We start from the raw sequence: 20,827 nt of genomic DNA, 5'->3' as shown, positions 1-20,827 counted from the left end.
TAGCAGGTAGAAAGAGAAATATGACAGTATCACATACCCAAATAACCCGCCTCAAGCCTCCTCTGGCCCTGGCAGTGCGCGAATATAGAGAGCAATATGTGCTGACGCAAGAGCAACTCGCCAACGATCTTTCGATCGATGTACGCACGCTGCGACGCTGGGAAAGTGGAGAAACCATTCTCAATGATGTGCGTGAGCTGAGACGTATTGCAACGCTATTAGGATTAGATCCAGAGCGGCTGGGAGTAGTCAAATCACCAAAATCTGTGCTGACAAGTCAGGAGATCGATGCAACGCTGCTGCATATCTGGCAGCTGATCGATAAGGCTCGCAGTTATGAAGCCGATAAGTTGATTGTCAGATTAATCCAGGATCTAACAACGCAGATAGAACACGAAGATCCAAAAGTGCTGCGCAAACTGGCGCAGGCTCTCCATCTGGGTGGTTACGTTAAATCAGTTGTGACCCGCTCCAGCGACGCAAACTATGCGCTGCACTATTACGCAGAGATGGAGCGCGTCGCCCGTCTCATTCAGGATGATACCCTACTGAATATAGCTCTGACCTATGAAGGCGATACCTACTGTCGTAAAGGAGAGGTTAACAAAGGGATTCAGTATCTCAAAGCTGCACGCGACACGACTCCACGCGCTGATATCTCCGCCCGTGGTAACGGCATCCAGTTACTAGGAAGAGCTTATTTACGCAGCAACCAACACAAGGTTTTTGAACAATCCATGGCCGAAGCGGAGGAGTTAGCGTATAAAATTGATCCTCTACACAGCAGCACTCAGGGACAATATAGTCTTGGAACGGTCTACGAAGAATATGGGCGCAGCTATACGCAACTGGGAAAAATGCAGCAAGCACTGCATTATCTGGACAAAGCCGAGAAATATCTAGAGCCGACAAAGCATTGGGAGATATTGCTCAAAACAGCGCGTGCTATGGCTTTAGTCCACGGGGGAGAGCTACAAAGTGGCGTTGATTTAGCCATTGAGTCGATGCGACAATGCCAGGAGCATGGCACCATCCGCTTGATGGAGCGCATCTATGGCATCCAGAGGCATATTGATCAGGTCACTCAGAACATCGGGCAGATCGGCTCAGCGCTACGCGATGCCCTGGATGGGCCGATTGAGTACTAGCTTCAGGATAAAAAAAGAACCTCTTCTTCAAGATTTTCTGGTGAAGAAGAGGTTCTGGTAGCGGGAACAGGATTCGAACCTATGACCTCCGGGTTATGAGCCCGACGAGCTAACCACTGCTCTATCCCGCGTCAAGGGAAAAAAAGTGCCTGAAGCATTGGTAGCGGGAATAGGATTCGAACCTATGACCTCCGGGTTATGAGCCCGACGAGCTAACCACTGCTCTATCCCGCGTCAAGGGAAGAAAAAATGCAAGAGGCACTGGTAGCGGGAACAGGATTCGAACCTGTGACCTCCGGGTTATGAGCCCGACGAGCTAACCACTGCTCTATCCCGCGTCGACTGTCATAGAATACTACATTCATTGCTAGATGTCAAGTAGCTACGGCAGTGAGAGATGCTGCTTTCCCATGACCAGTGTCGAGCGCAGCGAGGACACCGTAGCGTCGCACGCTCGCGTGCGATGTCCCAGTGACTCGTACGAGACAGTTAGAGCTCGGCGCGCCACACTGGTCTGCCTTGATCGTACGTCGGGTGGGACATCAATCTTGTTCTTCACACATTGACAAACGTGTAGAAATTCTAGTATGCTTCTTATTAGAATACTGTTTTTTCAAATTCTGGCTCGTCCAGTCAAGGAGGTGCAGTTTTATGGCCAAACACACTTACCTACTTACTGTGCCTGCATGCACCTTGTCTACCCGCCAAGGCGGTAGAGGGCGAACACTACTCAGCCAGGTTTCCAGTATCTCCTGACGATGCGGAGTGCCTGACGAGAGTCCCAAGCCGACTCACAGTTCGCACACTCCCCCTCCAGCACGGTAGGCAGCTTACACATAAACGACTTACATGACCGCAATAACCGTGTCTTTTTATTCTCTGTGGAGGGAAATCAGCATTGATTAATAATCCGGCACAACTGACCGGTATGGTCCTTAACGGCGCACATGGTATCTATGATGTGCATACCGACGATGGAGTTCTACGCTGTACACTACGAGGCAAGCTCAAAAAAGCATTCGCGCAAGCAAACGCCGCCAAACCAGCAGGAAAGTTCCAGTCCACCCAGGTTCGTTCTAACAAATATGTGAATGCGCAGCAAAGCGAACGTCTGGAGCGCATAGAGAAACGTGATAGTAGCGAGATTGCACCACCTACACGACTCTCAGTTGGAGATTATGTCGTCATCCGAAAATTAGACGACACGACAGGTTTAATCGAAGAAATATTGCCACGCAAAAGCGAACTTTCTCGCCTTGACGCCGGCTCAAACGCCAAAAGATCGATTCAGCAAACTCTGCTCGCCAATCTCAATCAAGTAGTGATTGTCTTTGCCACCACGCAACCAGAGCCCCACTTCAGCTTGTTGGATCGCTATCTGACCATCTGCGAGTCCGCACAACTCGCGCCAGTCATCTGCATCAACAAAGCCGACCTGGATCATCGTCCCTACGTAGATGAAGAGATCGAACTCTACACACAGCTGGACTACATCGTCATCCGCACCAGCATTCAGACGCAGGAAGGCATTGACCAGCTACGCCAAATGCTCAAGGAGCGCATAACCTTATTCACAGGTCCATCGGGAGTCGGCAAATCCTCGCTGGTCAACGCGATTGAGCCCGGCATGGCTCTACGCACGGGATTGGTGAGCGATGTCACAGGTAAGGGAAAACATACTACTACTGGCTCACAGCTCTATCCACTCTCCGAGGGCGGATGGCTCGCGGACTCCGCTGGCATCCGTGCGCTGGCGACCTGGAATATTCCACCGGAAGAACTGGCTAACTGCTTTAAGGAATTCCGTCCGTATCTGGGCACATGCGAGTATTCAGATTGCTCTCACATCGATGAAGAGGGCTGCGCCGTGCGCGAGGCCGTCGACGAAGGACTGATCAACGAACGCCGCTATCGTAGCTATACACGTATGTTCACGGGCGAAGAACGCTAATTACATACCATAGCGTTGCTTATGCGCCTGGCTGAGTCGCCGATACTCGGGATTGTCTTTGGCCCGGATATACTTATCATAGAATATCCGGGCCGCTTGAGCCTTCTCGCTCTCGTTCCAATCAAGCTCTTGTGGAAGTATTTGCTCTCTTGCTTGCTTCTGAGCTTCTCCATCTTCCTTTTGTTGAGGATTGGAGGCGTACTTTTGACCCGATTTATGGTTGGCATAACGACGTGCTCTGGTATAGCCCATCTGCAAGAACTTACGTGCCATATCCATCCCCACAAAATCCTGCTGCTCTTTGTAGTCAAGGAAAAGCTGATAGATCTTTTCGGATGACACACGCGCAATCTCTGGAGTTTTAAAGCGCCAGTATGGCAGGATCTCAGATTTGTACGGTTCAATGAGAAGGACTCCTTGCTCACCTTTCCCGATTTGATAAAGCTCCGGATGATCGCGAAAATTAATATTTTTAAAATCCAAGGCATAATTAAACATCGCAGCGATGCTCCTCATTACTTACGTTGTACGGGAAGTTCGATATACGATTGTGTACCTCCAACATAGAGCGTCTGCTGAGCGCTGCGCACTTCGCTTTGTTCGGCCCAGGGTCCGCTAAAGTTGGAATGGACATGATAAGCCGGAAAATTTGAGGAGGAGATGTCGACGCGGATCTGAGATCCTTGCTTGATTGTCCATGCGATCGGCCACAGTTCAATCTCAATGTCGACCGCTTCTCCTGCCACATAATTCCGTGGCCGCGTGGCATCATTGCGATAAGCGAGGCTACTAATACCATCACGGATGTTATAAGCATTACCACTGGGAAAGACCTCCATCAGTTTCACGGTAAAAGCTGTATCATCGACGTCTGAGCTGACACGCAGATGTGCCTTGATATGGCCCTGGATCGCAACATCCTCCTGTAGAGGAGCCGAGAGGAACGTGATCACATCCGCTCGGCTCCCCGGCTCGGCCTGCTTGACACTCGACGGCTCGGCACCCTGATACGTCGGACCAAAACTCCAGGCGAGTAAACATTCTCCTCCCTGTGTTGGAACCGGGTTAGCTGGATCGTAGGTATAGGAGATATGATCCTGAGCAGATGCTACTTCAGACGTCAGTTGTCCCGAAGCAGGAGACACATCCTGATTGGCACGCAAATAATATACCTGCTTACGTGCCTGGGGAAGTCCTCCATCCCAGACATCCCAGCGGTTTTCTCTGATAACATACGCATCTATGCCACCTTTGCGATATGAATAGGGCTGTCCTTTGAGCTGATGATCAAACCATTCGGTCGTTTGCTTGATCATAAACGTCCCCAGCACATCGCTATTGGGATAGGCTAAATCTCCGCTGCTTTCCAGTGAATGAATCCAGGGGCCTATCACAAAGCGACTTGCAGCCTTTGTCTGCTCTGGAAACTGCTCATAGGACCGGATCATTCCATCTAAATTGTGGTCATACCAGCCACCAACCATCAGGACAGGTGTGTGTACGTACGGTGGAATGTGCTGGAGCATATTAAAAACACCACGCCGCCAATACTCGTCCTCACTGCTGACATTGCTGATCCATTCACGATACCAGGGCAGCTCCTGACCAAGCGACTTGACATCCGCATCTAGAGGTGGACGCGTATGCAGCGCTTGTTGATAGAGTTCACCTGGATCTTGTGATGTCTTCACCTCAGAGTTAGCAAATGCCCACGAAGTAAAAGCATCCTGCCTGAACATACCGTTCATGTACAATTGCCGATAGCGCTCTGTCCCATTGACAGAAAGAACCAGAGCTTTGACTTCAGGTGGAAGTTGATCAGCCATGACCCATTGTACACCTGAGAGATAGGACATCCCCCACATACCAATATTTCCATTAGACCAGACTTGTTGTGTGAGCCAACCTACTGTATCCAAACCATCATCGCGTTCATTTTCCCAGGGAACCCAAACGCCTTCTGAGTCATTTGTCCCCCGACAATCCTGCGCCACAAAGACATAGCCACGTCGCGCCCAGGCTCTACCAAGAGCCCTCATCAGCGCAGTCATTGGGTAGGGATAACGAGTCAGAATCACAGGCCAGGGACCCTGACCTGCCGGAAAAAATACCAGTGTCGCAAGGTTGATCCCGTCACGCATAGACACACGGACCGTCTCTTCTTGCCCAAATTCTGTCGATGGAGTGGGAAGCTCCTTTTCAAGGATAGTGACCAGCATTTGTACAGGATCGCCAGCATTTTGTTGAAACAAGTCTGCGGGGTTAAATCTTTCCTGGTCGCTTCTAGAGGGACGTACATGGTTTTCAGTCATCGTTGTTGTTACCTTTTGATAGATAAAATATGAGCCAACGGCAATACTAAAAAAAACGTCGTTATCAGTTCTGTTTAGAGAAGTATAGTCTTGCTGATTCATAAATTCAAAGACATAATTTACTATGAGATATATAGCCAAATGGTTATAAACAATCAAACAGAAGAGAAGAGGACAGCATGCATCTCAATTTTCTCCAGTTAAAATACTTTCAAACGGTAGCGCGCCTGGAACATATCACGCAAGCTGCCGAGGTCTTATCGATTGCGCAACCCTCATTGAGCAAAGCTATCAGCCAGCTAGAGGAGGATCTGGGCGTGCACTTATTTGATCGTGTCGGCCGACAGATCCGCCTGAACCACTTCGGGAGGGCATTGTTATATCGCGTAGAAAGAGCCTTTGATGAGCTAGATCAGGCCCAGCGCGAGCTGGCTGATCTGGCAAGTGGAGAGCAAGGAGTCATTGAACTGGCGATCCATTCCGGAACGCAGATATTGCCCGACCTCTTGAGTACCTTTCGCGAGCAGTATCCACACATTCGCTTCAAGGTCTCAGAGCATACAGGCCATGATGCACTGAACGAATTGGAACGTGGAGAAGCAAAACTCTGCCTTACCTGCTTACCTCTAGCACGGCAAAATACAAATATAAGTAGTTTGCCGCTCATCACCGAGGACATACTCTTAGCCGTCCCAACTGATCATCCATTGGCACAGAAAGGACATGTCTTATTGAGCGAGATCGCTAATGAGCCATTAGTGACATTGACACCTGGCTATATTCTGCGCGAAATCACTGAGGCCTTCCTGGTAAAAAATAACATTCAAGCCAACGTTGCCTTTGAAGTCAACAACCCTGCAGTGATTCCCGCGCTGATCAAAGCTCGACTGGGCGTCGGATTCGCACCAGCCGTGACATGGCAAAACGTTCTGTCATCCCTGGTGCTTTTACCTGTAGAAGGAGCAAGCATTCAGCGCACGCTGGTAATAGCATGGCGTCAGGAAAGCTATCTCTCGCGAGCGGAATGCCTGTTCCGAGATTTTGTGATTGCTTATTTTGCCGCTTTGAGTCAGCAATCGCATCGAACGCTGCGCCTCTACTAAGGTAAGCAAGCAGAGACAAGGGATGGCACAATACGGGCATCCTGCTCTGACAAGATAGTCCTCGGATCGAACAGCAAGCGATCGTGCGAGATGCGGGCAACGATGGGAGTTGGTAAGGAACGTAGATGTTGAGAGATGAGATCAAGCGAGATAGTTTGTTCGGATGCGTGCAAGGCCAGCAAAGTTGTCGGTAAAGTTTCTCCTGGCAACGATCCACCTCCGATAGTCGATTCTCCTGGTTGTTTGCGTGCACGTATTCCCTGTGCAGCAAGCTGTGCTATCCAATCAGTTACGCGTTGTGCCAGACGTTCAGGACGTGCAGAGATCATCTGCCAGACAGGAATATGCGTCTCGGCCTGATCGCGCTGATAGTGACGTAACGTGGCTTCCAGCGCAGCCAGAGTCATCTTATCGATGCGCACAGCTCGCATCAAGGGATGCTTCGCCAGGCGAGCGATCACATCTTGCTTACCAATCAGAATACCCGCCTGTGGACCTCCCAACAGCTTGTCACCAGAGAAGCAGACCAGATCAGCCCCGGCGGCCAAACTCTCCTGAGGAGTTGGCTCATGCGTGAGGCCATAGCGCTCACAGGGAAGCAGGCAACCGCTGCCAAGATCATCCATCACCAGCAGGCCACGCTCATGTGCCAGTTCAGCCAGCGCCTCTGTAGAAGTGGATTCGGTAAATCCGATGACCTGAAAGTTACTCGGATGCACAGATAAAAGAATGCCTGTACGCTCGGTGATCGCTGCGGCATAGTCGGCAATGCGCGTGCGATTGGTGGTCCCAACTTCCACCAGCTCACAACCACTCTGTCGCATCACATCGGGAATGCGAAAGCCACCGCCAATCTCGATCAACTGACCACGGGAAATCACTACCTCACGACCCGCGGCCAGCGCGCTCAATCCCAGGAGGACAGCAGAAGCATTATTATTGGTTACCAGAGCCGCCTCCGCGCCAGTCAGTTCCTGCAACAAAGCGGTGATATGCGTATGACGCGAGCCTCGTGCGCCCAGATCCAGATCATATTCAAGATTCGAGTAGCCACCGGCGACACGCTGAACCGCTAATAAAGCATCCTGGCTCAGCGGAGCGCGTCCGAGATTCGTGTTGATAATCACGCCGGTCGCGTTGATCAGCGAGCGTAATTGAGGACGCAACTGCTGCTGTAAAGATACCTCGGCACGGACAATGAGTGTCTCAGCAGCAGGACAGGCCATGCCCGCATGGATATCATCACGAGCCTGAGAGATGCTCTGACGTAAGGCAGCTACGACCAGCACATGCGAAAAAGCTGCTACGAGCTCCTCGCCTTGAGGAGTTCGTAACAGCTCGTCGACAGATGGCAATAAACGAAATTGGTTGTGCTCAAGAGTCATAAGACATCATCTCGCCACATCTGCTAGCATTAATGCAAAGAATAAAACATCGTAATCGCCAGACTGTTCGCCACCTTCCCCATCACGGCACGCAGATCGGGATCGTTGAGGCGACAGATCGCGTACTGATCAGCCAGTAACGAACGCAGAATAGGATACATCAGTTCAGTCTTTACCAGGCTATCGGTATCTAATAAGGGATAATCTCGTTTGAGTAACAGGTGATGATAGGGGCGGAGTTTGCCACGGTAGGAAGTGAGCGCAACAACATTGACGGCACCCGCGTGCCGACAAAAAGGCTCTCCTGACACAACAAGCGCAGGATGCCAGTCCAATATGCGTTTCTCTTCGATCCCCGGCGGAAGGGATGGATAACCGAAGTTCACCCAATACACCATGCCGAACTGCACAGGCGTGAGATAGGTGAGAGATTCCGATGCAATTTCAGGAGGATGAGGCATGGTAATTAAACTAACACATCTTCACTAGCCAACAGTAAAACCTAACTAAGGGTGAACAAGAGCAACCGGAGAATAGGATGGCACGTCACTGGTCTCAAGCTGAGAACGGAAACAGGCCGATGTCAGAGCCCAAGACTGAGCGACGAGAGACAAACGCTCATTGCGCTCGTCCTGACTTTCCTCTTGTAACGCAATAGCTATGAGCTCCATGTCTCGCTGATACTGCTCACGAAGTAAGGAAGAACGGCTGAAGTCACGATTCGTCGCCATAGAAGCTACCTCTTATTCCTAAATCCAAAAAGATTACTCATACATGGGTAACGGAAAAACCGCATGAGGTATGATGAATTTCTCCAACGATGGAGATTATACCAGCAATTTAGGCAAGAAGCAATCCTTTTAAGGATGACTTTCACAAAATCCTGTGTAGCGTCACAATGCTGTGATGAAAGGAATAAACCCCTTTCGCTAGCGGCACAAAAGCCAGCCGACGTAGCGGCGCGGCTCTGCCGTGCTGTCAGTTGCTCGTATGATTTGCTCGGGTGCGTCTCTCAAGGGAAGGCAGTCTCAAGGAAACCCCATGGGGAACGTTATCGTACGAGTCACAGACAGCACGGCAGAGCCGCGCCGCTACGTCGGTGAGCAATTGTATCCTGGGGCGAAGCGTTATTTTGCCCTCTTTGAAGTGATTTGGACGCTACCTGGGATGAGGCTGGGAGGCGTTTTTTGGGGCAGCGGAAAAACCGTTTAAAAAGTGCTTGACACCTATGGAGGATTCAGCTATAATGTGGTCGTTGATCACTCAGACCGATCACCAGAGGAACTGGGGTGTTTGACGCTATCGGGGCAGTTACCAAAGTGGCCAAATGGGATTGACTGTAAATCAATTGCGAGAGCTTCGAAGGTTCGAATCCTTCACTGCCCACCACTATCAATGACTCCAGCTATTGGTAGTACAAGTATCAAGCCCGCGTGGCGCAGTGGTAGCGCACATTCTTGGTAAGAATGAGGTCATGGGTTCAAGTCCCATCACGGGCTCCCGTGGTTTCGATGTGTTGGACGAGTTACGTGCCGTTATCTACATGGCTCTGACTCGTCAACCTGAACTCCGCGAGTATCTTATAAAAGAATAAGACAAGATCCTTGCTGCCGTCTTCTGATTGATCGTCACTTTTCCCACTCGTTTCGTAGGGAGATTTATCTCATTGTTTGACGATTAGATACCAGGGGACGGCTGCTGCATGTCTATACCCATCCATTGCTATCTGATCAGTAAGTAGGATTGCAGAAGGAGCCACAGTAGGAAATGGCGAAGAAAAAGTTCGAGCGCACAAAGCCGCATGTGAACATTGGAACAATTGGACACATTGACCATGGTAAGACAACCCTGACAGCTGCTATCACGAAAGTGCTGGCGAATGCTCAGCTTGCCAAATATACGGCTTTTGACCAGATTGACAAAGCTCCCGAAGAGCGCGAGCGTGGTATCACGATCTCGATTGCTCACCTGGAGTATGAGACCGAGAAGCGTCACTATGCACACGTGGACTGCCCTGGTCACGCTGACTATATCAAAAACATGATCACCGGTGCCGCTCAGATGGACGGCGCTATTCTCGTGGTGAGCGCCCCTGATGGTCCGATGCCACAGACGCGTGAGCACGTTCTGCTTGCCCGTCAGGTAGAAGTACCAGCCATGGTTGTCTTCCTGAACAAGGTCGACATGATGGACGACGAAGAGTTACTCGAATTAGTCGAGTTGGAAGTGCGCGAACTGCTCTCCAAATACGATTTCCCTGGCGACGATGTTCCTGTCGTACGTGGATCAGCGCTGGCCGCTCTGGAGAGCAAAGGCGATCTGTCCCGCAACGACGAGGCCGCCAAGCCGATCTGGGAGTTGATGGATCAGGTAGACAGCTACATCCCCACCCCTCCTCGTGCAACCGATCAGCCGTTCATGATGCCTATTGAAGATGTCTTCGGTATTAAAGGTCGCGGCACCGTCGCCACCGGACGTATCGAGCGTGGCGTCGTCAAAGTCGGTGAGAACGTCGAGATCGTTGGCATGCAAGAGACGACCCGCAACGTCGTCGTCACCGGCGTCGAGATGTTCCAGAAGACCCTGGATTCCGGTCAGGCCGGTGACAACGTTGGCTGTCTGCTGCGTGGTATTGAGCGCACCGACATCGAGCGTGGTCAGGTCCTGGCGAAGCCCGGATCGATCAAGCCGCACAAAAACTTCCTGGCAGAGGTCTATGTCCTCTCAAAAGAAGAGGGCGGACGTCACACCCCATTCTTCAACGGCTATCGTCCTCAGTTCTACGTGCGGACAACCGACGTAACTGGCGCGATCAAGTTGAAAGAGGGCGTGGAGATGGTGATGCCTGGCGATAACGTCGAGATGACGGTGGAATTGATCCAGCCGGTCGCGATGGAAGAGGGCGTAAAGTTCACCATTCGTGAAGGTGGCCGAACTGTTGGCGCTGGCATCTGCACCAAAGTGCTCAACTAAGATGGCATGAAGGGCCAATGGATACAATGAAGATAACACAGTGTATCCATTGGTCTTCCCGCATAGGGAAGCAGCGCAGCGCCAGTCAGTCAGTCAGCCAGTTTCCAAGTATACACGGAGAAAAAGATGGCAAGTAAAGGCAAAGAAAATAGAATCGTGGTAACATTAGCTTGTACGGTTTGCAAAAGCCGCAACTATACGACCTCGAAAAACAAAAGGAATAACCCGGAGCGGATGGAGCTGCGGAAGTTTTGTAACACATGTCGCCAGCCTGCACCGCATCGTGAAACCAAGTAGGAAGTGGGATTGTCTCTCTTCCCTTCAACCTCGTACGTTGAGCAGAAGTGCAATCGCTACTGATCAGAAAGGCTGAAGAACGTGGCAAAGAACATGACTGACAGAAAAAAAAATGTCAGCCGAAGTCAGGCAACCGAAGTGAAGCCGCAAGAAAAAGCCCAGGCAACATCAGGGAAGACAATCGAAGAACGACGTGCGGCAGCCATAGCTAAATCGGCCCCGAAAGCGGCAGTTAGCAAACAGCCAACTGCGAAACGCTCTTCCAGAGGGACTTCAACTCTTGCACGCTTACGGAACAACAGAGTCGGTCGTTTCTTGTTCGAAGCGTATTATGAGCTCCGACATAAAGTAACGTGGCCGACATTCGAAGAAGCCAGAAACATGACCGTCATGGTGCTCATCATCTCAGCGGTTCTCGGCGGAATCTTATCCTTGATCGATCTCGGGCTTTATCATCTCTTCCTACTTGTTATCAATGGGTAACGAACTTCGTCGCCTGGAAATTTAAAGGGGAAATGTCGTGGTTACAGAACGTACCAGCGAGAAAGCACAGCCCGAGGAGAAACGTGCCTGGTTTGCAATACACACGTATTCTGGCTATGAAAACAAAGTGAGAAGCCACCTGGAGGCACGCATCGCGTCGATGGACATGCGTAACAAAATATTCCGCATCATCGTCCCGATGGAGGAAGAGGTGGAAATTAAGCAAGGCCAAAGACGCACAGTACAACGCAAGGTATTCCCTGGCTATGTGCTGGTAGAAATGATTATGAGCGACGAAGCCTGGTATGTCGTCCGTAACACGCCTGGAGTCACAAGCTTTGTGGGATCTGGAACTCGCCCGGTTCCTCTCCATGAGCACGAAATCAAAACAATCTTGAAACAGGTCACCCACGAGACCGAGAAGCCCAAAGCGAAGGTCAACTTCACCAAAGGACAGAGCGTACGCGTGGTAGATGGCCCATTTACCGAATTTATTGGCACTGTGAGCGATATTAATATGGATCGTAATAAAGTGACAGTGCTCGTCTCATTTTTCGGTCGTGAGACCCCCGTGGTACTGGATTTTCTCCAGGTAGAGAAGATCTAGAGCGGATCACTAGTTAACCGAACCATTTTGAGGAGTTTGAACACTTATGGCAAAGCGTATTAAAGCGGTAGTAAAACTACAGATTCCAGCCGGGAAAGCCACACCAGCTCCCCCAATTGGTACCGCTCTTGGACCTCACGGCATCAACTTAATGATGTTCTGTAAGGAATACAACGCCCGTACGGCGGAACAAGTCGGCATGGTCATTCCAGCCGAGATTACCATTTTTGAAGATCGTTCATTTACCTTTATCACCAAGACCCCACCGGTACCTGATCTGCTCAAGGCAGCGGCGGGCATCACATCGGGCTCCGCAACGCCAAACAAAACCAAGGTCGGTTCGATCGACCGAGCCAAGTTGCGTGAAATCGCCGAGTTAAAACTCAAAGACCTCAACGTCAACAGCATTGAGGCCGCCGAAAAAACAATCGAAGGTACTGCACGTAGCATGGGTGTCACAATCGACTAATCCTGCCCGAAGTCACTGCGGTAACTGCCTCAAGGAGGGCAAAGAATCAATGGCAACAACAACACACGGAAAAAAATATCTTGAAGCGGCAAAGCTCGTCGATGCCGAAAAGCTGTACCAGCCAGAAGAAGCTGTCACACTCCTCAAGAAGCTCAACTATACCAAATTCGACCCAACCGTCGAAGTACACATGAAGCTTGGTGTCGATCCACGCCACGCTGATCAGATGGTTCGCGGAGTAGCCATGCTACCTGCTGGAACCGGTAAAGAAGTCAGAGTGCTTGTCTTCGCCCAGGGCGAAAAAGCCGCCGAGGCTGAGGCCGCTGGCGCTGACGTTGTCGGTCTTGACGATGTGATCAAGCAGATTGAAAGCGATTGGCTCGGCTTCGATGTTGCAATCGCAACACCAGATGTCATGGGCAAAGTCGGTCGTCTCGGTAAAAAGCTTGGTCCCCGCGGCCTGATGCCAAGTCCAAAAGCTGGCACCATCACCTTTGATCTCGCCAAAACCATCCGCGACGTCAAAGCTGGTCGCGTCGAATTCAAAGTCGACCGCACCTCGCTCCTGCACATCCCGGCTGGCAAGCTCTCATTCAGCGAAGACCTGCTCATTCAGAACATCTCTTCCATCATCGATGCAGTAGTACGCGCTCGACCGACCGGCGCGAAAGGTACCTACGTCAGAAGCGTTGTCCTTTCCTCGACCATGTCCCCCAGCGTACGCCTGGACGTAGCAGCAGCCACCGCTCTGAAGCCCCTCTCATAAGAGGTCAAGCGAAGCGAAGACCATGTAGCGTCGTACCCTTGGGTACGATGTCCCAGTATCTCGCACGATTCAGCAGGCTCTCGGCTCACCACGCTGACCGGCCTGATCGTACGTCGAGTGGGACATCGTACCCTTGGGTACGACGCTACGGTGTCTTGACATAAAAACGCATCCAATTACAAAATTGAGAGTTCACAAAACGAACTCTTTGTGGTATTATAGTCTTGGCAAAGATTACATAAACAATTTCCAGATGATTATTCATCACCGAAGACAGCAAGCGTGCCAGCAGGCACCTAAGCGATCAGCAGACAACGATCGACTTGCCGAGGGGATTTCACCTATTCAACAATTTACTATGCTCTGCTCGCTGTTTGAGGCGGTTGTGGCATACGACATAGAATAGCAGTTCTCTCTCCTGGCCTTCGGTAGTGTACCGGAGGCGTTTTTATTGCCCTTCGTGACAGAGATCTATTTCTGGGAAAGGAGGAAAATACCTTATGCCAACAGAGGCAAAGTCAAATAAAATTGACGAATTAGCCGATAAGCTGAACCGAGCCGCCATTACGATTCTGGTTCAAACGCAAGGCCTATCCGTAAAGGATATGAACGACCTGCGCCAGAAGATGCGTGCCTCACAAGTGGAGTTCCAGGTAGCAAAGAACACGCTGTTGCGTATCGCTTCTGAGCACAACAAGATGACTGGTATTGATCATAAAATTTTCAACGGCCAGACAGCTGTCGCTTTTGGATACGAGGATGAAGTCGCCACAGCCAAAGCAGTGAACGATTACCTCGCGACCTCAAAAGTCGCCCTGCTCAAATCCGGTATTCTGGGTGGTCGTTCGATTACGGCCGCACAGGTTGAAGGCATCAGCAAGATCAAAGGCGGTAAGATTCAGGCCAAAGCCGAAGTCGTTGGAACCGTCCAGGGTCCACTCGCAGCCGCATACGGACTATTTACGGCTCCGTTGCGCGACCTCACCTACGTTTTACAAGCACGTGCAGATCAATTAAATAGCGGAACATCCGCTGAATAGTAAATAAAGAGGAGAAACATATCATGGCTGTAGCAGATATCATTGCAGAAATTGAAAAGTTGAACGTTCTCGATCTCGTCGAGCTGACAAAAACCTTGCAGGAAAAATGGGGCGTCAGCGCGGCACCTGTCGCCGCCGCCGCAGCACCAGCTGCCGCATCCGATGCACCAGCCGCCGCTGCCGTTGAAGAGCAGACCGAGTTTGATGCCGTTCTGACCGAAGTTGGTCCTAACAAAATCAACGTCATCAAAGTTGTGCGCGAGATCACAGGCCTGGGCCTGAAAGAGGCCAAAGCCGTCGTTGACGAGGCTCCAAAAGCCGTCAAAGAAGGTGTTTCCCGTGAAGATGCCGACAAGATCGCTGCAAAGCTGTCCGAAGTTGGCGCGAAAGTAACTATCAAGTAGTTAAACTTTACGAGGGCAAGGCATCTCGTTGTCAGGATAACAATCGGACGGCGAGATGCCTTTCTCTATGCGCTCAGAGGGAGTTAGCAACGCAGGCTTGAGAGAGCATCATGCAGCTCAAAAACAGTGCCTATAGACGGTAAAAGCAGAGTTAGAAAGCACTGCAAGGCGTGATCGTTGATTGCACCCTTTGGGTATCCATGTTATAATGCGAACGTATACTTCTATGTCCAAATCATTCAGATCATACCAAACGCCCTGATCCAAACGAATGGGCGCTTGCTAATGAGAGAAAAATATAAGCTGTGTGATTGGATCTGTATCTTTTCCCACCCACATTACATTGGAGGTGATTTACAAACGTGGCATTGACTCTTGAAGAAAAAACTGAGATCATCGAGGACGTGCGTGTCCATGAGACCGATACCGGATCTCCTGAAGTCCAGATCTCCATACTCACACGCCGAATCAATCAGCTCACCGAGCATTTGAAGATTCATAAGCATGACCTCCATTCACGGAGAGGCTTGCTGATGCTAGTCGGACAGCGCCGACGCCTACTCACATATCTCAGTAAGAAAAGCCCAGAGCGCTATCGCGCATTGGTTGCAAAGCTGGGTATACGCGTAAAGCTTGGCCCACGCAGATAATCCAAAGGCTGCTGTGGATGCGGTCGGCGCAGCATGGCGAGCGCCGTACAGAAGCCCGACCGCGCTGCTCCCATTTTCTCCGCTTGAGCCATTCCGACTGTTGTGCGAAAGAAACGAGACGAACGAGAAATTCAACAAGACGCAGGGTGTTCCCCCACGAACCAGGGTAGATGATAGAGTAAAGAGTAACGGGTAGAAAAAACCACAAGCAGATGCATGCGTGACGACGATTGCACGCCGTGTTGTACCCTTAAAGTAGAGAGTAACTGCACCCAGTTTTACATAATACCCATATACGTTCAGCAATACAATAACCATTGCTACGTCGCGATCAAGCGAATTACGTCGCGATCAAGCGAATTAGAGATGTGCATACACACATTTCTCATCTGAACGTAAGGCAACAAAAGATGGGATGTGAAAGGCCCTCCACCAGGATTTCAGGCCAGTAATACGAATAGGGTGCCATTTATCGGAGGAAATATGATTCACCGTCAAGAAGCTGTTATCGGCGGTCGGGTAATGAGCATAGAGACCGGCAGGGTAGCAGAGCAAGCCAGTGGCGCAGTGTTATTGCGCTACGGAGATACTATCATCATGGCAACAGTGGTAGGTAGCCACGTGCCTCGTGAAGGTATCGATTTTTTTCCACTAACAGTTGATGTAGAAGAGCGTATGTACGCCGCAGGTAAGATTCCAGGTGGTTTTATCAAACGTGAAGGCCGAGCATCGGAACATGCAATCCTCTCTTGCCGCCTCGCCGATCGCCCACTCCGACCTCTTTTCCCCAAGGGTTACCGCAACGATGTACAGGTTGTCATCACCGTCCTTTCCTCAGATCAGGAAAACGACTACGATATTCTCGGCATTATTGGTGCATCTGCCGCAATAAGTGTCTCTGATATTCCATTTGCAGGCCCGGTTGGGGCTGTGCGTGTTGGTTACATCGACGATCATTTTGTGATCAATCCGCTCGAATCCCAGATGGCGCAGAGTCGGCTCGATCTCTCTATCGCGGGTACAGCTGATGCTGTGATGATGGTTGAGGCTGGCGCGAAAGAGCTCCCAGAAGAGTTGATGCTGGAGGCCGTACGCTTTGGTCAGGAAAGTCTGCAAGAGATCATCAAGATCCAGGAGAAGTTAGTCCTGGCAGTCAGCCCTGTCAAACGACCATTTACCCCCACGCCCGTCGATACAGAATTGCAGGGGAAGGTCGCTGAATTTGTCCTCCCTCGTTTCGAGGCTGCAGTCAACAATCCAGACAAAGCGGCTCGAGGAGCTGCACTAGGACTGGTTCAGGAAGAGCTCATCAATACGTTCACCGAGCAGTATCCTGAGCGCCTCAAAGAGGTGATTGGCTTCTACGAAAAGGAGCTCAAAGCATACGTCCGTGGAAATATCCTGGATAATTCGCAACGTCCTGATGGCCGCGATCTCAAAACGATCCGTCCGATCAACTGCGAAGTTGGCTTACTGCCACGCACACATGGGTCCGCTATCTTTACACGTGGACAAACACAGGTGTTAAGCGTTGTCACGCTGGGCTCTCCTGGCGATGAGCAGACACTCGATGGTCTGGGGATCAGCGAGAAGAAGCGCTTCATGCACCACTACAACTTCCCTCCCTATTCAACCGGCGAGAGCAAAGCCTTGCGTGGTCCTGGCCGTCGTGAGATTGGTCATGGCGCACTGGCCGAGCGTGCTATCTCAGCTGTGCTGCCAACCCAGGGAGAATTCCCTTACACGATCCGCGCCGTTTCTGACATCCTTTCATCCAATGGCTCAACCTCAATGGGTTCGGTCTGCGGGACCACGCTGGCTCTGATGGATGCTGGTGTGCCGATTCATGCTCCTGTTGCTGGCGTCGCCATGGGATTAATCACAGGCGAAGGCGAGCGTGCGGGTAAATGGGCTGTGCTCTCAGACATTCAGGGTATTGAAGATGCGCTTGGCGATATGGACTTTAAGGTTGCAGGTACCGCCGATGGCGTGACCGCACTGCAAATGGACATCAAAGTCAAGGGTATCACCTACGAAATTATGTCGACAGCACTGGAGCAGGCTCGCGAAGGCCGAATGTTCATCATGGAGAAGATGCTTGATACCATCGATGCACCACGTGAGGAGCTCTCGGGATTCGCGCCGCGTATCCAGACCCTGAAGATTAATCCTGACAAGATCGGTGCAGTCATCGGCCCAGGCGGCAAGACGATTCGCAAGATCCAGGACGAGAGTGGCGCCAAGCTTGATATTGAGGACGATGGTTCCGTCAATATCTCTGCCACCTCGGGCGAAGCCATGCAGCATGCGATGGATGCTGTGCGTGCTCTGACCGAAGAGGTCGAGTTGGGACACATCTATACAGGCACTGTACGTCGCATCGTCGACTTCGGTTGTTTCGTCGAGATTCTGCCAGGAAAAGAAGGTCTGGTGCGTACATCACAGCTGGCCGACTATCAGGTTGCTCGCCCAGAGGATGTCGTTTCCGTCGGCGATGAGATCACTGTGATGGTGATTGAGGTCGATGGGCAAGGTCGTGTCAATCTTTCACGACGTGCCGCCTTAAGTGGCGAAATGCCAACTCAAGCCGAGTTAGATCAGGATCGTGGGAATCGCGGTCCTAGCCGAGGCGGCCCAGGACGCGGTCCTGGCGGCGGCGGCTACAACAATGATCGTGGCGGTGGCTACGGCGGCGGCAATCGCGGCGGCGGCTACAACAATGATCGTGGCGGTGGCTACGGCGGTGGCAATCGCAGCGGCGGTGGCGGTGGCTATAACAATGATCGTGATAATGGCGGTCTGCGCGGTGGCTATAACAACGATCGCAACGGTGGCGGCACTAGTAGTGGTGGTGGCTTCGGCCAGCGCCGTCCCATGGGAGGCCAGGGAGGCAGCAGACCTAATCCTGCTCCTCGTCGTGACAACAACTACGGTCAGCAAAGGCCTGATCGCCGCTGGTAATCTCTCGATCACAATTAAAAGCGATAAGGCGACCATGAGGTCGCCTTATCTTATAAGAACTCGATCTTTACATAATCTTTGAAAAGGGGTAAAGGTGTGATGTCGTCAGAGGAGCTACTACAAGAAGTAGCAGTAGAAGTCTCTACTTGTGCAAAATGCAAATTATGCAAAACGCGTACAAAATCCGTCCCCGGCGAAGGCAGTCCCACAGCAAAGATATTATTTATCGGTGAAGGTCCGGGCTATCATGAAGATAAGCAAGCTCGCCCCTTTGTCGGCCCGGCAGGACAGTTTTTGGATGAACTCCTGGCAAGTATTCACTTAAAACGTTCAGACGTTTTTATCACGAACGTCGTAAAATGTCGTCCTCCAAGTAACCGAGATCCAGAGCCCGACGAGATGGTCGCCTGCAACAGCTACCTGGATCGCCAGATCGATGCGCTTCAACCCGAAGTCATCGTAACGCTGGGTCGCTTCTCAATGACAAAGTTCTTTGGTGCCGAGAGGATCAGCACCATTCATGGTCGCGCCCGTAAAAAGGATGGTCGTATCTGCATCGCGATGTATCATCCAGCAGCCGGACTGCATCAGGCCAGCCTGAAAGATGTGATTCGTCAAGATTTCAAAAAAATTCCTCTAATCATCGCCGAAGCTGAACGCCTGGCCGCCGAACGTCAGGCAGCAGGACAACCAGAAAAAGTGATTGTACAGAAGAAGCATGAAGAAGAGCCTCCCCAACAACTATCGCTCTTCTAAATCCGATAAGCTGTTTAGCAGTGCAACACAAAAAAAACTGGAGAAGTTTAAAACTTCTCCAGGATTTTTTTGCGCAGACATTTTTATTCGACTTCTTCAATAACTTTAAGGCGGCGATAGGTGAAAAATTGATGAAATGTGAAGTTATAAAACAGTACGATAATGATTGAGATAGCCAGGGCAATGGTCTTATTCAAATCCAGGAAATCGGCGAAACAAGTCTGAAGCACGGTAGTCAAGACCACGCCACCAATGGCAGTCACATGGAAACGAGAGAAGCGTGCCAACCACGGTCGATCGTGACCTGCGGTATCATGAAAAGTAAATTTATCATTGAGCATAAAATTTACGACGAGGGAAATTTCAACTCCGACCAGAGTGCCCATGACATTTTGAACCGTGTCCGAAAAAGACGTATGCACGAGAAGACGCCAGACGACGGTAGCAACTACTAAATTGATAACTGAAGTAAAGCCACCAATCACAAGAAAGGTCGCAAACTTCACCAACGAACCTGCGCGGCCTTTGGTGATAATGTCGACGCGATCAAGAGTAGTATTGACAAAGGTCCATTGCGTGGGACGATAGCTGGGAACAAACTGAGAGGCAGGAGCTACCTGGTCAATTATTTCAACCAGTTCATCTACCACGTCCTGAGAGGGATTATCAATTGTATCTACATGAGAGTTATGAAGAGAATGATCCATAAAATTTATACTATGCTCCATTTTCTATATACTAGAGTGCAGTCAAATCGACCTACTTCATTGTCAGACGAATCTTGATCGATGAATGTAACGTGCACTAAAAAATTAGCCAATAGTACTCCAAAAGCGCAAAACGATTTAAAAACCGGCTTTCCACACCATGTTGGCTACACAGGCAACACAAATGAAGCATCTATCCCAACTACATATCTATTCGCTAGCGGAGGCACCAACCACAAAGGCGTCCACTTGATTTACTTTACCGCGCCAGTAAGGAACACTGACCTTATGGCCTGCATTCATAATCGTTACATCGCGCAAATGAGCGTAGCGGAATATCACAGGTAGACCTTCAGGTCCAAAGTCCGCAGGCTCATCGGGCGGCACCAGAGCCGCATAATAATCGCGCAAGAAATCGGCGGTTTCAGGAGACTCCTGCCGATACATCTGCTCGTGCAGATCGATGTAGAATTGAGCATAAGCCCGTACACTTACCATTGTACCGAAGATCAAAAGTCCTTGCATCTGAAGCATAATCTCAACTTCAAGGCCATCATGTTCGACCAGGCGCACCCAGGCCTGCAAAGCAATATCTTGCGACTCATAATCATGAATCCAGATATTACGACGCTCGGTACGATTGAGTGGCCGGAAGCCTGATTGTGCGAGCGTCTGCTGAATATCCCCTTTTTCGTCCTCTGAAAGATCAGCCATCACACATCTCCTCAAAGAGAGATCCACCGCATCACGCAAAAACACAGGATCTCTCACAAACTTGCTACTATAAAGCATCATACCATACCACAGAATATCGT

Annotated in this window: 23 protein-coding genes and 5 tRNA genes; 17 read left to right on the top strand and 11 right to left on the bottom strand. The window is 50.6% G+C overall.

The window, feature by feature from the left end; genetic code table 11:
- Positions 1–20 precede the first annotated feature (20 nt).
- On the top strand, positions 21–1,148 hold the full coding sequence (locus tag AC27N8_RS23510; protein ID WP_487069920.1) for a helix-turn-helix domain-containing protein: 1,128 nt from the start codon (positions 21–23) through the stop codon (positions 1,146–1,148).
- 55 nt (positions 1,149–1,203) lie between these two features.
- Here AC27N8_RS23510 and AC27N8_RS23505 read toward each other — a convergent pair.
- The 4 genes from AC27N8_RS23505 to AC27N8_RS23490 form a co-directional block, all read right to left on the bottom strand.
- A tRNA-Met gene (locus tag AC27N8_RS23505) sits at positions 1,204–1,279 on the bottom strand.
- A 27-nt stretch (positions 1,280–1,306) separates the two neighbouring features.
- A tRNA-Met gene (locus AC27N8_RS23500) sits at positions 1,307–1,382 on the bottom strand.
- Positions 1,383–1,410: 28 nt separating this feature from the next.
- Positions 1,411–1,486, bottom strand: a tRNA-Met gene (locus AC27N8_RS23495).
- Between the two features lie 44 nt (positions 1,487–1,530).
- On the bottom strand, positions 1,531–1,707 hold the full coding sequence (locus tag AC27N8_RS23490; RefSeq protein WP_487069918.1) for a hypothetical protein: 177 nt from the start codon (positions 1,705–1,707) through the stop codon (positions 1,531–1,533).
- A 339-nt stretch (positions 1,708–2,046) separates the two neighbouring features.
- Between AC27N8_RS23490 and rsgA the strand changes: the two genes are divergently transcribed.
- Positions 2,047–3,099: a ribosome small subunit-dependent GTPase A gene (gene rsgA / locus AC27N8_RS23485; RefSeq protein ID WP_487069916.1), complete on the top strand. Its 1,053-nt coding sequence runs from the start codon at positions 2,047–2,049 to the stop codon at positions 3,097–3,099.
- Here rsgA and AC27N8_RS23480 read toward each other — a convergent pair whose 3' ends face one another.
- Together AC27N8_RS23480 and AC27N8_RS23475 are read right to left on the bottom strand one after the other, a co-directional pair.
- Positions 3,100–3,597 carry a DUF4385 domain-containing protein gene (locus AC27N8_RS23480; RefSeq protein WP_487069914.1) on the bottom strand — a complete coding sequence of 166 codons (498 nt, stop codon included), beginning with the start codon at positions 3,595–3,597 and terminating at the stop codon, positions 3,100–3,102. It lies immediately after the preceding gene.
- Positions 3,598–3,614: 17 nt separating this feature from the next.
- Positions 3,615–5,411 (bottom strand): CocE/NonD family hydrolase, encoded by a 1,797-nt coding sequence (locus AC27N8_RS23475; RefSeq protein WP_487069912.1) that lies wholly within the window; start codon positions 5,409–5,411, stop codon positions 3,615–3,617.
- Positions 5,412–5,590: 179 nt separating this feature from the next.
- Here AC27N8_RS23475 and AC27N8_RS23470 point away from each other — a divergent pair, with 179 nt between their 5' ends.
- Entirely contained in the window at positions 5,591–6,514 is a 924-nt protein-coding gene (locus AC27N8_RS23470; RefSeq protein WP_487069910.1) for a LysR family transcriptional regulator, read from the top strand.
- On the opposite strand, the gene selA is transcribed toward AC27N8_RS23470, so the two are convergent.
- The 3 genes from selA to AC27N8_RS23455 are packed head-to-tail and all read right to left on the bottom strand — an operon-like array spanning position 6,511 to position 8,630.
- The gene (gene selA / locus AC27N8_RS23465; RefSeq protein WP_487069908.1) at positions 6,511–7,899 is read right to left on the bottom strand and encodes an L-seryl-tRNA(Sec) selenium transferase; all 1,389 of its coding nucleotides are present in this window, start codon (positions 7,897–7,899) and stop codon (positions 6,511–6,513) included. The two genes, AC27N8_RS23470 and selA, sit on opposite strands and share 4 nt — an antisense overlap.
- Before the next feature lie 29 nt (positions 7,900–7,928).
- The gene (locus AC27N8_RS23460) at positions 7,929–8,360 is read right to left on the bottom strand and encodes a type II toxin-antitoxin system PemK/MazF family toxin (RefSeq protein WP_487069906.1); all 432 of its coding nucleotides are present in this window, start codon (positions 8,358–8,360) and stop codon (positions 7,929–7,931) included.
- 45 nt (positions 8,361–8,405) lie between these two features.
- Positions 8,406–8,630, bottom strand: a complete 225-nt coding sequence (locus AC27N8_RS23455; RefSeq protein ID WP_487069904.1) for a hypothetical protein — start codon at positions 8,628–8,630, stop codon at positions 8,406–8,408.
- A 310-nt stretch (positions 8,631–8,940) separates the two neighbouring features.
- On the opposite strand from AC27N8_RS23455, the gene AC27N8_RS23450 reads away from it, so the two are divergent.
- The 14 genes from AC27N8_RS23450 (at position 8,941) to AC27N8_RS23385 (ending at position 19,305) form a co-directional block, all read left to right on the top strand.
- On the top strand, positions 8,941–9,111 hold the full coding sequence (locus AC27N8_RS23450) for a hypothetical protein (protein WP_487069902.1): 171 nt from the start codon (positions 8,941–8,943) through the stop codon (positions 9,109–9,111).
- A gap of 93 nt (positions 9,112–9,204) precedes the next feature.
- A tRNA-Tyr gene (locus AC27N8_RS23445) sits at positions 9,205–9,288 on the top strand.
- A 38-nt stretch (positions 9,289–9,326) separates the two neighbouring features.
- Positions 9,327–9,398: transfer RNA gene (locus tag AC27N8_RS23440), tRNA-Thr, on the top strand.
- A 268-nt stretch (positions 9,399–9,666) separates the two neighbouring features.
- Positions 9,667–10,872: an elongation factor Tu gene (tuf, locus tag AC27N8_RS23435; protein WP_487069408.1), complete on the top strand. Its 1,206-nt coding sequence runs from the start codon at positions 9,667–9,669 to the stop codon at positions 10,870–10,872.
- 126 nt (positions 10,873–10,998) lie between these two features.
- On the top strand, positions 10,999–11,169 hold the full coding sequence (gene rpmG, locus AC27N8_RS23430) for a 50S ribosomal protein L33 (RefSeq protein WP_487069900.1): 171 nt from the start codon (positions 10,999–11,001) through the stop codon (positions 11,167–11,169).
- 93 nt (positions 11,170–11,262) lie between these two features.
- Entirely contained in the window at positions 11,263–11,652 is a 390-nt protein-coding gene (secE, locus tag AC27N8_RS23425) for a preprotein translocase subunit SecE (RefSeq protein ID WP_487069898.1), read from the top strand.
- A gap of 37 nt (positions 11,653–11,689) precedes the next feature.
- Positions 11,690–12,259 carry a transcription termination/antitermination protein NusG gene (nusG, locus tag AC27N8_RS23420; protein ID WP_487069896.1) on the top strand — a complete coding sequence of 190 codons (570 nt, stop codon included), beginning with the start codon at positions 11,690–11,692 and terminating at the stop codon, positions 12,257–12,259.
- Positions 12,260–12,305: 46 nt separating this feature from the next.
- The gene (rplK, locus tag AC27N8_RS23415) at positions 12,306–12,728 is read left to right on the top strand and encodes a 50S ribosomal protein L11 (RefSeq protein WP_487069894.1); all 423 of its coding nucleotides are present in this window, start codon (positions 12,306–12,308) and stop codon (positions 12,726–12,728) included.
- A 49-nt stretch (positions 12,729–12,777) separates the two neighbouring features.
- On the top strand, positions 12,778–13,494 hold the full coding sequence (gene rplA / locus AC27N8_RS23410) for a 50S ribosomal protein L1 (protein WP_487069892.1): 717 nt from the start codon (positions 12,778–12,780) through the stop codon (positions 13,492–13,494).
- A gap of 500 nt (positions 13,495–13,994) precedes the next feature.
- The gene (rplJ, locus tag AC27N8_RS23405; protein ID WP_487069890.1) at positions 13,995–14,534 is read left to right on the top strand and encodes a 50S ribosomal protein L10; all 540 of its coding nucleotides are present in this window, start codon (positions 13,995–13,997) and stop codon (positions 14,532–14,534) included.
- Between the two features lie 23 nt (positions 14,535–14,557).
- Positions 14,558–14,938, top strand: coding sequence for a 50S ribosomal protein L7/L12 (gene rplL / locus AC27N8_RS23400; RefSeq protein ID WP_487069888.1), 381 nt, complete (start codon positions 14,558–14,560; stop codon positions 14,936–14,938).
- Between the two features lie 362 nt (positions 14,939–15,300).
- On the top strand, positions 15,301–15,588 hold the full coding sequence (gene rpsO, locus AC27N8_RS23395; protein WP_487069886.1) for a 30S ribosomal protein S15: 288 nt from the start codon (positions 15,301–15,303) through the stop codon (positions 15,586–15,588).
- 483 nt (positions 15,589–16,071) lie between these two features.
- The gene (locus AC27N8_RS23390) at positions 16,072–18,549 is read left to right on the top strand and encodes a polyribonucleotide nucleotidyltransferase (RefSeq protein ID WP_487069884.1); all 2,478 of its coding nucleotides are present in this window, start codon (positions 16,072–16,074) and stop codon (positions 18,547–18,549) included.
- A gap of 99 nt (positions 18,550–18,648) precedes the next feature.
- The gene (locus AC27N8_RS23385; RefSeq protein ID WP_487069882.1) at positions 18,649–19,305 is read left to right on the top strand and encodes a uracil-DNA glycosylase family protein; all 657 of its coding nucleotides are present in this window, start codon (positions 18,649–18,651) and stop codon (positions 19,303–19,305) included.
- An 83-nt stretch (positions 19,306–19,388) separates the two neighbouring features.
- On the opposite strand, the gene AC27N8_RS23380 is transcribed toward AC27N8_RS23385, so the two are convergent.
- Together AC27N8_RS23380 and AC27N8_RS23375 are read right to left on the bottom strand one after the other, a co-directional pair.
- Positions 19,389–20,012: a GtrA family protein gene (locus tag AC27N8_RS23380; protein ID WP_487069880.1), complete on the bottom strand. Its 624-nt coding sequence runs from the start codon at positions 20,010–20,012 to the stop codon at positions 19,389–19,391.
- Positions 20,013–20,222: 210 nt separating this feature from the next.
- On the bottom strand, positions 20,223–20,726 hold the full coding sequence (locus AC27N8_RS23375; RefSeq protein ID WP_487069878.1) for a hypothetical protein: 504 nt from the start codon (positions 20,724–20,726) through the stop codon (positions 20,223–20,225).
- Between the last annotated feature and the right edge of the window lie 101 nt (positions 20,727–20,827).

Source organism: Dictyobacter sp. Z7_2 (genome assembly GCF_057551105.1).
Note: the sequence above shows the minus strand (reverse complement) of the source record. Positions and strands in the feature narration are given on the sequence as shown.